General features: G+C 72.5%; 10 protein-coding genes. 8 read left to right on the top strand and 2 right to left on the bottom strand.

Features of this window, described 5'->3' with window-relative positions; genetic code table 11:
* Positions 1-9: 9 nt before the first annotated feature.
* Positions 10-1038, top strand: a complete 1029-nt coding sequence (locus AB0M02_RS33700) for a nitronate monooxygenase (RefSeq protein WP_364234360.1) — start codon at positions 10-12, stop codon at positions 1036-1038.
* A gap of 2 nt (positions 1039-1040) precedes the next feature.
* Here AB0M02_RS33700 and AB0M02_RS33695 read toward each other — a convergent pair whose 3' ends face one another.
* Both AB0M02_RS33695 and AB0M02_RS33690 read right to left on the bottom strand, forming a co-directional pair.
* A complete protein-coding gene (locus tag AB0M02_RS33695) occupies positions 1041-4115 on the bottom strand; it encodes an amidohydrolase family protein (RefSeq protein ID WP_364234357.1) in 3075 nt (1024 codons plus the stop codon).
* Complete coding sequence (locus tag AB0M02_RS33690; RefSeq protein ID WP_364234355.1) at positions 4112-5389, bottom strand: hypothetical protein; 1278 nt, start codon at positions 5387-5389, stop codon at positions 4112-4114. The genes AB0M02_RS33695 and AB0M02_RS33690 overlap by 4 nt, the downstream gene beginning before the upstream one ends.
* Before the next feature lie 189 nt (positions 5390-5578).
* Between AB0M02_RS33690 and AB0M02_RS33685 the strand changes: the two genes are divergently transcribed.
* The 7 genes from AB0M02_RS33685 to AB0M02_RS33655 all read left to right on the top strand — a co-directional run bounded on the left by AB0M02_RS33685 (position 5579) and on the right by AB0M02_RS33655 (position 14836).
* Positions 5579-5950, top strand: a complete 372-nt coding sequence (locus AB0M02_RS33685) for a hypothetical protein (protein ID WP_364234352.1) — start codon at positions 5579-5581, stop codon at positions 5948-5950.
* On the top strand, positions 5947-6954 hold the full coding sequence (pstC, locus tag AB0M02_RS33680; protein WP_364234350.1) for a phosphate ABC transporter permease subunit PstC: 1008 nt from the start codon (positions 5947-5949) through the stop codon (positions 6952-6954). The genes AB0M02_RS33685 and pstC overlap by 4 nt, the downstream gene beginning before the upstream one ends.
* Positions 6954-8087 (top strand): phosphate ABC transporter permease PstA, encoded by a 1134-nt coding sequence (gene pstA / locus AB0M02_RS33675; protein WP_364234347.1) that lies wholly within the window; start codon positions 6954-6956, stop codon positions 8085-8087. Before pstC ends, pstA begins: the two co-directional genes overlap by 1 nt.
* Positions 8084-9724, top strand: coding sequence for a substrate-binding domain-containing protein (locus AB0M02_RS33670; RefSeq protein ID WP_364234345.1), 1641 nt, complete (start codon positions 8084-8086; stop codon positions 9722-9724). Before pstA ends, AB0M02_RS33670 begins: the two co-directional genes overlap by 4 nt.
* The gene (locus tag AB0M02_RS33665) at positions 9721-12138 is read left to right on the top strand and encodes a hypothetical protein (protein ID WP_364234342.1); all 2418 of its coding nucleotides are present in this window, start codon (positions 9721-9723) and stop codon (positions 12136-12138) included. The genes AB0M02_RS33670 and AB0M02_RS33665 overlap by 4 nt, the downstream gene beginning before the upstream one ends.
* A gap of 124 nt (positions 12139-12262) precedes the next feature.
* Positions 12263-13243, top strand: a complete 981-nt coding sequence (locus AB0M02_RS33660; RefSeq protein WP_364234340.1) for a hypothetical protein — start codon at positions 12263-12265, stop codon at positions 13241-13243.
* A 21-nt stretch (positions 13244-13264) separates the two neighbouring features.
* Positions 13265-14836 carry an Ig-like domain-containing protein gene (locus AB0M02_RS33655; RefSeq protein WP_364234338.1) on the top strand — a complete coding sequence of 524 codons (1572 nt, stop codon included), beginning with the start codon at positions 13265-13267 and terminating at the stop codon, positions 14834-14836.
* The last annotated feature ends 29 nt before the right edge of the window (positions 14837-14865 follow it).

The following is a 14865-nucleotide window of genomic DNA, read 5'->3' as shown; positions in this document are numbered from 1 at the left end:
GGTCGCGTCATGTCGCTCACCAGCCTGCTCGGGATCGAGCATCCGGTCGTCCAGGGACCCTTCGGCGGCGGGATGTCGGCCGTCGGGCTCGCCGCCGCGGTCAGCGCGGCCGGCGGGCTCGGCTCGTTCGGGGCGAACCACCTCGCGCCCGCCGCGATCACCGATCTGGTCGCCGAGCTGAGGGCGGCCGTGCCGGCCGGCAGGCCGTTCAACGTCAACCTCTGGGTGCCGCACCCGGAGGAGGCGGACCTGCGGCCGGTGCCCGCGGACCTCGAGCGGCTGCGGCCGCTCTACGAGCGGTTCGGCCTGGCGGTGCCCACCGGCTATCAGCCGCCGCCGGCCTTCGACGAGCAGGTGGACGCGCTGCTGGCTGCCGAGCCTCCGGTGATCAGCTTCGTGATGGGTGTGCCGCCGGCGCGGGTGGTGGCCGAGGCGCGGCGGTGCGGGATCGTCACGATCGGAACGGCGACCACCGTGGACGAGGCGGTGGCGCTGCAGGAGGGCGGGCTGGACGTCGTGGTCGCCTCCGGCAGCGACGCGGGCGGGCATCGCGGCGCGTTCCTGCGGCCGGTCACCGAGTCGCTGGTCGGCACGTTCTCGCTGGTGCCGCAGGTGGCCGACGCGGTGCGTGTCCCGGTGGTGGCGGCCGGTGGGATCGCCGACCGGCGTGGCGTCACCGCGGCGCTGGCACTGGGTGCGGACGGCGTGCAGGTCGGGACGGGTTTCCTGGCCACCGTGGAGTCCGGCGCGAGCCCGGTCCAGAAGGCGGCGCTGGCCGGGCCGGGCGCGCGGGTGACGGTCCTGACCCGGCTGTTCTCCGGGCGGCACGCGCGCGGGATCCTCAACACGCTCATCCGTGAGCTCGCCGCCGAGGAGGCGCGCGTGCCGGCGTACCCGGTGCAGAACACGCTGATGCAGCCGCTGCGCCGGGCCTCGGCCCAGCGCGACGACCCCGGGTACACCAACCTGTGGGCCGGGCAGGCGGCGGCGCTGTCCCGCCCGGTCACCGCGAAGGAGTACCTGGAGTCGCTGATCTGAGGTCAGTGCTCGCAGCAGGCGTGCCGGGCCTCGGCGACCCAGTGCGGGTCGTGCCACCAGTACCGGTCGTTGGCCGGGTTGTGCGGTGGCGCTTCGACGCTTCGCAGAGCCGTGTGCACGGCTGCGCGGAACGGCTCGATCAGGTCGGCGACGGTGTGCGGCACACCGGCGGCCACCACCTGGTGTACGTCGGCGGCGCGCTTGATGTCGGTGAGCGGGTCGCCGTTCAGCACCGCCAGGTCGGCGTAGTACCCGGGCGCGATCCGGCCCAGCGGCTCGGTCAGGAACTCGCCGGGTATCCGGGTGGCCGTGCTCAGCGCCTCGTACGGGGTCATCCCGTACTCCACCAGCGCGCGCAGGTTGAGATGGGTGCTGACGGCGTTCGGTGAGATCGGCGAGTCGGTGCCGGTGATCACCGTCCCGCCGCCGCGCAGCAGCCGGGTCAGGTGCGCCACCTGACGGGCCAGGTTCTGCCGGGTCACCGTCTGGTCGGTGGTCTGTGCCGTGGTGGCGATCGTCCGCAGGGCCGCGAGCTCCCAGGGCGGGTAGAGGGCGCGTACCCGTTCGTCGTCGACCAGGCTGTCGTCCTCGCGCAGCAGTGTGACGGCCAGGAACAGCGTCGGGGTCCGGGCCGCGCCGGTGGTGACGAAGACGTCGTCCACGTCGGCGTAGACGTTGCCGAGCGCGGTGACCGTTCGCGAGTATCCGAACCGGCTGGTGGCGCCGACGTGCTCCTGACCGTCGCCGCCGAACGCGAACGCCGGGTAGTGGTAGTGCGAGGTGGCGTGCAGGCCGTGCCGGTGCGCCCAGGCGATCACCTGCCGCTGGCGCTCGGGCGACAGCCGTACATATGACTTCATCAGGTCGTAGCCGAGCGCGCCGGCCCGCTCCAGCTCCAGCGCGACCTGCGCCGGGTCGTAGGTGGGCCGCATGAAGTTGTAGAAGATCCGGGAGCCGTCGATCGCCTCGCCGGTGGCGAGGTAGCGGGGGCCGATCCGCGCGCCGGACTGGACCGACTCGCGCTCCTCGACCATGTGGTACGCCGGGCTGCCGGGGGAGCGGGTCGTGGTGATGCCCAGCGACAGCCACAGCCGGCCCTGGCGGGCGCCGTACGCGTACCCCTGCATCTCCCGGTGGTGATGCATGTCGATCAGTCCCGGCGTGACCACGGCGTCGCGCGCGTCCACCAGCCGGCCGTCGCGCCCGTCCCGGTGCGGCTCGACCGCCGTGATCCGCTGTCCCTCGATCACGATGTCCACGTCCGTGGCGAGGTCGCGGCGCACGCCGTCCCACATCCGCCCGGCGTGGATCACCGTGCGCCCCCGCGGAACCGCGTTGGCCCAGGTCAGCTTCATCGGTACGGTCTCCGGCCGCCCTCCGGACGCGGCGACGACGCGCAGCACCCCGTTGTGCAGGTAGAGCAGCCGCCGCGAGTCCCCGCTCCAGCTCGGCGCGTCGGTCACCTCGCCGGTGATCTGCCGGGGCGCGCCCGTGAACGTCCCGTCCGCCGCCACGTCCACCACCCAGAGAACGCTGGCCAGCACGAACGCCATCCGCCGCCCGTCCGGTGACCAGACCGGCCCGTCGTCGCCGCGGGTCTGCAGCGACCGGTGCGGCAGCGGGTCCACGTAGCGCCCGGCCCCGCTCGCCACGTCCACCAGCAGGATCTTGCTGAGCCCCTCCCGGAACCGGGCCGAGTACGGCACCACCGCCGCCAGCGCGATCGTCCGCCCGTCCGCCGACCAGCTCGGCCGCCCCGGCTCGAAGGTGGCCGTGAAGAGCTGCCGTACCGCGCCGGTGGCCACCTCCACGGTGTACAGCGCGCCGGTCTGGTCCAGGAACGCCAGGTGCCTGCTGTCCGCCGACCAGCTACCGGAGACGGCCGCCGCGTTCGGCAGGGCCGTCAGTTGCCGGTCGGCGCCGGTGGCCAGGTCACGGATCCAGATGTCGAGCTTGCCGCCGCGGTCGGTCGAGTACGACAGCGACCGTCCGTCCGGTGACCAGGCGGGGTCGCACTTCCACCACTGGTCGCGGGTCAGCGGTTTCGGCGGCTGCCCGATCCGCATGGTCCAGACGTCGCCCAGGGCCCGGAACGCGACCGAGCGGCCGTCCGGTGACAGGACCGGGCTGCCGATGCCGAGGACCGCTTTCGGCGTACGCGAATCGAAGTCCCGCGTGCGGTTGCGGTATCGCGGCCGGGTGAGCGGCACCGGGGCGGCGAAGCCGATCCGCCCGGCCGGCGCCGACGATCCCAGCGTGCGCCGCCGGATGCCGCCGTCCGCGGCGTAGACGATCTCCGTGGCGGTCCGGAAGGACGCCCGGAAGCCGAACACCTCCTCGCCGGTCACCACGGGCGCGCCGTTGAGCCACAGCTCGCTGCGCCCGTCCAGGGTGAGCTGATGGATCAGGCCGGTCCCGTCCGGCGTCCACTCCGGCCCGCGGATGATCTGGCCGGCCGGCACGGTGACGGCGGTGCCGCGGGCACCGGTGGCCACCTCGACGACGTCGACGCGGGTGTTGGCGACCACGAACGCGATCCGGCTGCCGTCCGGCGACCAGGCCGGTTCGTACTCCTCGGCGGCACTGTCGGCGAGCGCGGTGAGCTGCCCGGACGCCACGTCCAGCAGGTGGATCCCGTAGCTGCCGCCCCGGTCGGAGGAGAGCGCGACGGTCCGGCCGTCCGGGGCGAAGCGGGGCTCGCGGTGGTCGAACGGCCCTTCGGTGAGGCGCCGCAGGCCCGAGCCGTCCGCCCGCACGACCCACACGTCGAACGTGCCGGTGCGGTAGGACTGGAACGCGATCTGTGCGCCGTCCGGGGACCAGTCGGGTTGCGCGATGTCGAAGAGGTCACCGGTCAGCCGGCGCGCGGCGCCGCCCGAGGCGGGCAGCACCCAGAGCACGCCGGCCAGGTCCATGGCTATCCGGCGGCCGTCCGGCGAGAGGCGTACGGCGAGGTTGGTGCCCTGATCGAGGCTGGTCCGGTCGGTACCGGCAGCGGTGGCGCGGGTCGCCGCCGTGCCGAGCAGGGTGGCGCCGGCCGCACCGGCGAGGAGCTCACGTCGCGAGACAGGAGTCATTGCTCCAATAGACGCTCATGGATGCGCCACCGCAACAGCTCACCGTCGCGGATCTCGGCCAGCTCACCCGCCGCCCGGTGATGGTGTGCCGGCCGGAACCCGGGGATGCGCCCGGGGCGCTCACCGCTGAACGGGTCCCAGATCTCCAGGCCCTCCGGCGCCGCGGCGTAGAGCCGTCGGCTGGCGCTGAACAGCGCGCCCCGGGGACCGGCGAAGGCGTGCACCTCGGCCCCGCTGGCGGCGTCGAAGATCCGTACCCCGTCGATCATCTCGTCGTCCCAGGCGCCGAGCCCGCTGATCGCGAACAGGTTGTCGCCGATCCAGCACATCGGCACGTCCCAGTAGTGCGTGCGCTGGCAGAACCGCCGCCGGCTGCGGCCGTCGTCGGACTCCCAGGGGTTCTCGGCCAGCCAGGCCCGCAGGTCGAACACCTCGGGTACGCCGGCCGGGGCGAAGACCCAGCCGTCCTCGGCCAGCCAGTGCCCGCCGGGGGACGGGTGGAGCGCGCCGTGGGCGTAGCCGGGGCGCCGGTCGTCGTCGAACTCCCGCGCGGTGAGCAGGCGGCCGGTCGCCGCGTCGCTGGCGTCGAGCCGGTTCCACGCCCGGCGGTGCACGACGGTGCCGCCGGTGAACGCCACCGGGAACGGCTGGTGCTCGGTGTGGTGCTCGCCGCCGTCGAGTTCCATGGTCACCGCGCCGGTGGCGAGATCGAGCACCTCGCCGTGGCGGCCGTAGTCGTTGACCACCGCGGCGAACCGGCCGTCCGCCGACGTGTGCAGCCGCATCCGGGTCTGCCGCAGGTGGGGCTTGCGTTTCTCGGGGCGCAGCCCGGTCCTCGCCACCCGCTCGTGGGCGCCGGTCTCCGGGTCGAAGCGGAAGAGCCGACCGGCCCGGTCGAGGATCAGCCAGCCGCCGGGGATCGCGGCGATGTCCTGGACGGCGCCGACACGCCGCGGCAGCGAGGTGGTGACGATCGCGGTGTCCACGGCCTCGGGGCGCTCGGCGATGCCGGGTTCGCCCCGCCAGCCGGCGAACGAGCCGGCTTCGTCGTCGTCGTACATCGCCGCGCAGCCCTCACAGATCACCGCCAGGGTGACCTCCTCGCCCTTGCTCCGGGCGGCGTCGCAGCCGGGGCAGATCAGGTCGGCTTCGAGCCCGACGCCGGTCAGCAGGCGGTAGTAGTCAGGGTCCCCGGACTCGTACGGCCGGAGCAGGTGGGGGCAGGCACGGCTTTTTCCGGGATGTGCGACATGGCCGCAGGCGAGCGTTTCCACCCGGCCCAGTCTGCGTGACGCGCGCCAGTCCGGGCGGGTCCGCGTAGTTCGCCGTCCTCCGACGTTTCCTCGGCGTCTCCTGTTAACCGTCTGTGTGTCGGGTGTGTACAGGGTGGCTTCAGCGTGTGCCTCGCACGCATGACGATCTAGGTCGCACCGCGTGTCTCCACCATGTGAGGCGAGGCGGAAATGGCTGCGCGTTTCGGGTTCCTCCGGAGCCGGACCGGCGACACGGTCAGCTGGCGACTGCTGACCACCAACAACCGTGACCTCGGCCGGGCGCCGGGCGAGTTCCCGGACCGGGACACCTGCCGCACGGCGGCGTCCTGGGTGCGCGAGCACGCCGCCGAGTTGCGGGTCACGCTGACCCGGACCGGATCCGCGGGCTGGCGCTGGCGGATGTCGGCCGGTGACCTCGTGGTGGCCGTGTCCAGCCGCGACTACCAGCGGCGGATCCAGGCCAAGCACGCCGCCGAGGTCGTACTGGTGCTGCTGGCGGAGGCCGAGATGTTCGGCATGCAGCAGGCCGAGGACGGCCGCGGCGCCGGAGGGATCGCGTGACGACCACGACACTCGAGGCGGCTCTGCCCCGCGAGCGCCGGCGGCGGATCCGGCCGTCGGGGGGCGCGGACCGCGCGTACCGTGTGGTGCTTCGCCTGGCCGGCGCCGCCGTCCTGCTGCTGATGCTGATGGTCGGCGCGTTCCTCTTCGACAAGGCCGCCACCGCGCTGCGCCTGGCCGGCTGGGACTTCGTGACCACCCAGGACTGGGAGCCGGACTCGGGCAACTTCGGCATCGCCGCGGTGCTGACCGGCACGATCCTGATCGCGGGGGTGGCGATCGGCATCGCCGTGCCGCTGGCCACCGGGATGGCGCTCTACGTCTCCGAGTACGCGCCGGGGCGGCTGCGCCGGGTGCTGATCGGCTTGATCGACCTGATGGCCGCGGTGCCCAGCGTGGTCTACGGCCTGTGGGGGTTCGCCTTCCTGCAGGGGCAGGTGGTCGGGCTGGCCCGCTGGCTGTCCACCTGGTTCGGCTGGATCCCGTTCCTGCGGGTGACCGGGTCCGACCCGCGCGACCCGCTCGCGACCGAGACCGTCTACACGTCCTCGACGTTCATCGCCGGGATCGTGGTGGCGATGATGGTCGCCCCGGTGATCTGCTCGATCATGCGGGAGGCATTCTCCCAGGCGCCGATCGGCGAGCGGGAGGGCGCGTACGCGCTGGGCGCCACCCGCTGGGGGATGATCCGCTCGGTCGTCCTGCCGTTCGGCCGGGGCGGCATGATCGGCGGCACCATGCTCGGCCTGGGCCGGGCCCTCGGCGAGACCATCGCGGTCTACCTGATCATCTCGCCGGTCTTCGTGATCCAGCCGCACATCCTGCAGAACGGCGCCAACTCGGTCTCCGCACTGATCGCGCTGCGCTACGGCGAGGCCGGCCCGGTCGCCCTGTCCGCGCTGATGGCCGCCGGTGTGGCGCTGTTCCTGATGACGCTGGTGGTCAACTTCGGCGCCGGGATCGTCGTCTCCCGCAGCCGCTCCGGTGCCGAGAGCGAGGCGTGATGGACCAGCCCGAGATCCGCCGGGACACCGCGACACTGCGCGGCGAGGACGTCCTCACCGCGCTCGGCGCCGCGGTCGCCGCGATCTGCCTCACCGCGCTGATCTACTACTGGATCGCGCCGTTCTCCGGCCTGCTCGGCTTCGGCGCGCTGGCCTTCGCGAGCTTCCTGGCGCTCTACGCGGTGCTGCTCTGGCTCGACGGCGACGGCCCGTCGGTCCGCGACCGGCTGGCCTCCGCGGTGATCCACTCACTGGCCGCGCTGCTGCTCGTCGCGTTGGTCTTCGTGGTGACGTTCACGCTGGTCCGGGGGTTCTCGGCGCTGGTGCACCCGAACTTCTTCACCGAGGATCTGCGGCTGGCCGGTCCGCTGGAGCCGCTCACCGTCGGCGGCGGCCTGCACGCGCTGGTCGGCACCCTGCAGCAGATCGGGCTGGCGCTGGCCATCACGATCCCGCTGAGCCTGGTCTGCGCGCTGTTCCTGGCCGAGATGCGCGGCGGCTTCCCGCGGTTCGTGCGGACCGTGGTCGAGGCGATGACCGCGCTGCCGTCGATCGTCGCCGGGCTGTTCATCTACGCCACCGTGCTGCTGGTTCTCGGCTTCGACGAGTCCGGGTTCGCCGCGGCGCTGGCGATCAGCGTGATGATGATGCCGATCATGGTGCGCGCCGCCGACGTGGTGCTGCGCCTGGTGCCCGGTTCGCTCAAGGAGGCGTCGCTGGCGCTCGGCGCGAGCCGGTGGCGTACGGCCTGGCACGTCATCCTGCCGACGTCCCGCTCGGGGCTGGCCACCGCGGTCATCCTGGGCACCGCCCGCGGGATCGGCGAGACGTCACCGGTGCTGCTGACCGCCGGATACACCAAGGCGCTGAACACCGACCCCTTCCACGATCCGCAGGTCTCCCTGCCGCTGGCCACGTTCATGCTGGTCAAGTCGCCGGAACCGACCGTGGTGGCACGGGGGTTCGGCACCGCGGCCCTGCTGCTCCTGCTGGTGCTGCTGCTGTTCCTGCTCGCCCGGCTGGTCGGCGGCCGGAGCGCCGGCGAGCTCACCGCCCGGCAGCGGCGGGCCCGCACCCGGCAGTCGTCCCGCGACGTGGCCCGTATCGAGCGCCGTGGAAAAGGAAACTCATGATCAACATCAGACGTCTGGCAGCCGCGGTGACGGCTCTGTTCCTGGTCGCGGCGGTCGAGGTCGCCGGAGCGCCGCCGGCGGCCGCGGCGGACTACGTGCCGATCACCGGCTCCGGCTCGACGTGGAGCCAGAACGCGATCGACCAGTGGGCCTCCAACGTCGAGCAGTACGGCATGCGCGTCGACTACGGCGGCGGCGGTTCGACCCTCGGCCGCAACCAGTTCGCCAGCGGGCTGAAGGACTTCGGCGTCTCGGAGATCCCGTACGGCAAGGACGACGGCGCCGCGACCGAGGCCCGCCCGCCGTTCCCGTTCGCGTACATGCCGATCGTGGCCGGTGGCACGGCGTTCATGTACAACCTGGAGATCGGCGGCCGGAAGGTCACCAACCTGCGGCTCTCCGGTGACACCGTCACGAAGATCTTCACGAACGTCATCACGGTCTGGAACGACCCGGCCATCAAGGCGGACAACCCGGGGCTGGCACTGCCCGCCCGCAAGATCGTGCCGGTGGTCCGGTCCGACGGCTCCGGCACGACCGCTCAGCTGACGATGTGGATGGCCGCCCGGTACCCGCAGCTGTGGAACGCGTACTGCGCCAAGGCCGGCCGCAAGTCGAACCCGTGCGGCATCACCTCGCTCTACCCGCTGATCCGGGGCAGCGCGATGACCGCGCAGTCCGGCTCGCAGAACGTCTCCGGATACGTCGCGCAGAGGACGAGCGTGGGAACGATCACGTACGTCGAGTACTCGTACGCGAAGAACCTCGAGTTCCCGGTCGCGAAGATCCGCAACGCGAAGGACTACTACATCGAGCCGACCGCGGAGTCGGTGGCGGTGGCCCTGCTGGCTGCGAAGATCAACAACAACAAGAACTCGCCGGACTATCTGACCCAGGATCTGAGCGGGGTCTACGCGTACGGCGACGACCGGGCGTACCCGCTGTCCAGCTACAGCTACATGCTGATCCCGGTCGACCAGGAGAACAACAAGTTCAAGGCGACCAAGGGCAAGACCCTCGGCGACTTCTCCTACTACTTCCTCTGCGAGGGCCAGCAGCAGGCCAAGAAGCTCGGCTACTCCCCGCTGCCGATCAACCTCGTGCAGGCCGGGCTCGAGCAGGTGCGCCGCATCCCCGGCGTCGACGTCCAGAACATCGACATCAAGAACTGCAACAACCCGACGTTCTCCAGGAGCGGCAAGAACACGCTCGCCGAGACCGCGCCGCACCCCGACAAGTGCGACCGGTTCGGCGCGACCCAGTGCACCCGGGGGACCGGCGGCGCCCAGGCCGAGACACCCACCACCAACAACGGCGGCGGTGGCGCCAAGACGCCCACCGGCAACGGCGCGACGCCCGGCGCCACCACCCCCGCCGCCGGGTCCACGGCCGGCACCGGCACCGGGTCCACCGGTGGTGGCACGACCATCGACCCGGACACCGGTCAGGTGGTCGGTGGTGCCGGCGCCGGTACGGGCGGCGGCGACCCGGCCCTGGCGGTACCCGTCTCGGTCGGCCTCCAGCTGGACCCCGCGCTGAAGACCGCCCTGATCGCCCTGGCCTGTGTGCTGCTGTTCGCCCTCACGGTCGGCCCGCCGCTGGTGGCCCGGATGACCCGCCGGGGTGACCGCCGATGACCCGCCGCCTGGTGCCCGCCCTGCTCGCCGTCACGCTGGCCGCGCTCAGCACGCTCGCCGGCCCCGCCTCCGTCGCCACCGCCGCCGGCGAGGGCACCTCGGTCACCGTGCCCGGCCGGGGGGAGTTCGCCGCCCTGCGGGTCACCGTCAGCCAGACCACGGACCTGATCAACCAGGTGGTGACGGTCTCCTGGACCGGCGGCAAGCCCACCGTCGACAGCAGCGTTCACACCGACTACCTGCAGATCATGCAGTGCTGGGGCGACGACCCGGCCGGGCCGGACCGCGAGCAGTGCCAGTTCGGCGCCCTGCACAGCGACACCCGTGGCGGCCTCTGGACGGGCAGCCGGCAGGTGACGTACGGCGATCTGGACGACCCGGAGGAGACGATCGAGGAGCCGGCCGGCGGCAACCCGGCGTTCGTGCCGTTCCGGCCGGTCAGCGGGGAACCGGTCACCTCCGGTGGCGGTGGCGAGTACTTCGAGGTCGCCACGACCAACGAGATCCCGTACGGGCGGACCGGCGAGGACGGCTCCGGCGAGGAGTTCTTCGAGGCGCAGACCGCGACCGAGGCGCCCGGCCTGGGCTGCGGCGCGAGGCTCGCCGACGGCGGCGCCCGGTCCTGCTGGCTGGTGATCGTGCCGCGCGGCTCGGCCGAGGTGGACGGCAGCACCGGCGACGCCAAGCCGCACCGCTGGCTCGACTCGTCGCCGCTGAGCGCGTCCAACTGGGCGAACCGCATCGCCGTACCCCTGAAGTTTCAGCCCCTCGGGCGGGTCTGCCCGCTCGGCGCCGCGGAACGCCGCACGATCGGCGCCGAGGCCATGGCCGAGGCCATGCTGCGCTGGCAGCCCGCGCTCTGCGCGGGCGGTGAGCGGGTCTTCGGCTTCTCCACCACCACCGACAACCTGGCCCGCGGCCAGCTCACCGAGGACGAGCCCGGCCTGGTGTTCGTGAACCGCCCGGTGGCCGGTGACCCGGCCAGACCCCGCGTGTACGCCCCGGTGGCGGTCTCCGGGCTGGCCATCGCCGTGAACATCGACTGGCAGTCCGGTCTCGGCGCGGGCCCGGAGGACCTGAAGCGCGAGGGCAAGCGGATCCCGCCGATCAAGCTCACCCCGCGCCTGGTGGCCAAGCTGCTGACCCAGTCCTACCGGACCGGCGCGGACTTCAGCCACCAGCCGGTCGCGGCGAACCCGCTGTCGATCAGCTACGACCCGGAGTTCCAGCAGCACAACCCGGACTGGGTGCCGGCCGAGCCGGACAGCCCGGCGAGCGCCAAGCAGATGCCGCTGCCGATCGGCGACGCGCTGGTCTCGGTCGGGCAGACCGACATGGCCACGCTGCTGTGGGAGTGGGTGAACTCCGACGCCGAGGCGAAGGCGTTCCTGGCCGGGACGGCCGACCAGTGGGGCATGCGGGTCAACCCGATCTACCGCGAGCTGTCCTGGCCGGTGGACATCTTCCCGAAGAGCGACCTCTACTGCGTCGACCTGCGCGCCGACGACGGCGTCGCCCGGGAGTGGTGCACGCTCGACATGCATCCGTACGCCAACCACATGCACGACTCGGCCCGCTCGGCGAGCCGCGGCGACACCCTGGTGCGCAACGCCACCTCGCGGGACAGCACCGGCGCGGTGGTCGGCTGGAAGAAGGGCACGCCGCAGTCGCCCGGCAAGCGGGCGGTGCTGGCGGTCACCGACGTCGCCACGGCGGAGCGGTACGGCCTGCCGACGGTGCAGCTGCGCAACGCGTCCGGCGCCTTCGTCGCGCCGAGCACGCCGAGCCTGCTGGCCGGGGTGTCCGCGATGACGCAGTCGCCGGCGGTCAGCGGTGTGCTCGACCCGAACCCGGCGACGAAGCTGTCCGGGGCGTACCCGCTGACCTCGCTGCTCTACGCGGCGACCGTGCCGTCCGGGCTGGACAAGGCGGCCGGCACGGACTACGCGGCGCTGCTGCGGTACGCGGCCGGCGACGGCCAGACGCCCGGTGTCACACCGGGCACCCTCCCGTACGGGTACGCGCCGCTGCCGCAGAGCCTGCGCGCCGCCACCCTGGCCGCGGCACAGACCGTCCTCGACGACGCCGGGCGCAAGACCTCGTCGCCGTCCCCGGCGGCCACGACGACGGCGCCGGTCACCACCCCGGGCGGCACGACACCGGCCACCGCCACACCGGCGGCGACCACGCCGGCCGCCGGTTCCGCCCCGAACGGGGCGGCGCCCACCGCGACACCGTCCGGGCACGGGTCCGCCGTCCCGATCGCGCAGGCCGCGCCGACGCCCGGCCACCCGCTGGGCAACCTGCGGTACGCGCTGGTCGTGACGCTGGCCGTGGGTTGCCTGGCGGGCCTGATCGGCCCGGTCCTCATGGCGCTGGCGCGGCGGCGCAGGCGAGTCCGGCGAGCCACGTGATCACCCACAGACGTCTGTGGCCAGGAGCGGTCACTCCTGGCCACAGCACCGGCAGCCGGAAGCTGCCGGAAGGTGCGGCCGGACGCGAGTCCGGCACGCGATCGCAGAGAAAAGGATAGCCGCAGTGCAGAACAAACGGTTCCTGGCTGTGATCGGGATCGGGCTGGTGGCGGCACTCGCCGTGACCAGCTCCCCGGCACAGGCCGATCCCGCAGGCGCTCCCACCTACCGTGAGCTGGCCGGTGTCGGCTCGGACACCACCGAGGGCGTCATGAACGGCCTCTCGGAGATCGTCACCAGCGCGAACGGCACCAAGCAGATCGCCTCCTACGACGCGTTCGGCAGCACCGCCATCAAGACCAAGGAGGCCGGCTGCGACATGAACCGGCCCGCCGGTTCGAACGCCGGTGTCACGGCCCTGGTCGCCTCGCTGAACGCCGGCAACAACTGCCTCGACTTCGCGCGCACGTCGAGCAACAACTCGCAGTCGTACGCGGGCGCGAACCTCACCTACATCCCGTTCGGGGTGGACGCGGTCACGTACGCGGTCCGTGAGGACGGTGCGATCTCCCGCAAGCTGACCAAGGCGCAGCTCACCACCGTCTACAACTGCGCGGCCGGCGCCAACTTCAAGCCGCTGCTGCCGCAGTTCGGCTCGGGCACCCGCTCGTTCTTCCTGCGGTCGCTCGGCTTCACCGACGCGGCGAACTTCACCCAGACGCCGAACCACACCTGCATCGGCGAGCTCGACTCGACCGGTAAGCCGCTGCAGGAGAACGCCGGCACGCTGATCACCGACACCAAGCACATCGTGCCGTACTCGATCGCCCAGTACCTGGCGCAGACCGGCCAGGTCGTGCCGGACATCCACGGCAAGACCGTGCTCGGCCAGCTCGACGGCATCGCGCCGACCGTGCTGAACCCGTCCTCGACGATGGCCCGCGACGTCTACAACGTCGTGCCCACCGCCAAGCTCACCACCGAGCCGGTCGCGAGCGTCTTCGTCGGCCCCACCTCGAAGGTCTGCGAGAACAGCACCACGATCAAGAAGTACGGCTTCGCGGCGCACCCGTCCTGTGGCTCCACGACCCTGCGTACCCCGTAACGGAAAGGCGAGTTGACTCTCATGCGACTCAAGTCCCGTACCCTCGGGGTCGCGCTGGCCACCGCCGTGGCGGCCACCCTGACCCTGATCGGCACCCCGGCGCAGGCCGCGCCGCCGGCCGGAACCGTCGGCTCGGTCACCGCCGACCCGGCCACCGGCACCGACCTGCTCGCGCCGAAGGTGCGCACCTCGGCCGGCTGCCCGTCCACCGCGGACGGCTACAACGCCTACCTGACCGGTCCCGGCGCGTTCTCGGCCGGTTACCTGATCGTGGCCACCCAGGACGTCAACTTCTCCACCACCAGCCCGTTCGACATCCAGCTGCGGCTCAGCTTCAAGGACGCCGCGACCGAGCTGGGCACGACGATCGTCCCGGGTGAGTACGACATCACCGTCAACTGCGTGGACACCTTCCTGGGCGACGTGAAGGGCACCTTCACGGGTGCGTTCTGGTTCACCTCGGCGACGGCGTACCAGAGCACCGACCCGAACCAGTCGGAGCCGTCGACCACCGCCCTGAGCGTCTCCCCGACCGGCCCGGTGTCCGCGGGCAGCCCGGTGGTCCTGCGGGCCGCCGTCACGCCGGCCACCGCCACCGGCACCGTGCAGTTCAAGGACGGCAGCGCCGCCCTGGGCGCGCCGGTCGCCGTCTCCGGCGGTGCCGCCACGCTGACCACGTCGGCGCTGGCCGCCGGCAGCCACCAGCTCACCGCCGTGTTCACCAGCACCACCAACGGCGTGAGCGGCTCCACCTCGCCGGCCACCACCCTGGTCGTCGAGGCCGCACCGGCCACCGCCACCGCGACCGCCCTGGCGGTCAACCCGTCCGGCCCGGTGGAGAAGTTCACCCCGGTCACCCTGTCCGCCCTGGTCGTACCGAAGGCCGCGGTCGGCAAGGTGCAGTTCACCGACGGCGGCCAGAACCTGGGCGCCGCGGTCACCGTCGTGAACGGCGAGGCCACCCTCACCACCAGCAGCCTCGAGGCGGGTGACCACTCCTTCACGGCCCGGTTCGTGCCCGCCGACTCCGGTGCCTACGCGGGTTCCGAGTCGACCGCCCTGCCGCTGACGGTCACCCCGTTCACCGGCGGCTCCGCCTCGCAGACCCTCTCCACCACCGTGGAGAGCGGCGCGCTGAGCGTCAGCGTGGAGAGCAACAACCCGGTCGTCCTGCCCGCGCCGGCGCTGGCGTCGGACGCCTCCAAGCTGACCACCGGCGGCACGCTCAACGCGATCACCGTCACCGACACCCGGGCCGGGAACCTCGGCTGGAACGTCTCCGGCCAGGTGTCCAACTTCGCCAACGGCAGCAACTCGATCAACGCCGCCAACCTCGGCTGGCAGCCCAAGGTCCTCGACCAGTCGCCGTCGCAGGAGGTCACCGCGGGTGCCAAGGTCGACCCGGCCGCCGCGATCGCGCCCGGCGCGGCCGCTCCGTCCGGTCTCGGCCTGGCCAGCAGCCGCACCCTCGCCGTCGCCGCCGGCGGCAAGGGCATCGGCACGGCTCACGTGAACGCCACCGTGTCGCTGCAGGCGCCGACCACCACCGTGGCCGGCACCTACACCGCCACCCTCACGATCACCGCCATCTGATCCACCCCGGTGCGGGACGGCCGCCTGCC

Origin of the sequence: Actinoplanes sp. NPDC051861 (assembly GCF_040681145.1) — a bacterium.
Taxonomy (GTDB): Bacteria; Actinomycetota; Actinomycetes; order Mycobacteriales; family Micromonosporaceae; genus Actinoplanes.
Note: the sequence above shows the minus strand (reverse complement) of the source record. Positions and strands in the feature narration are given on the sequence as shown.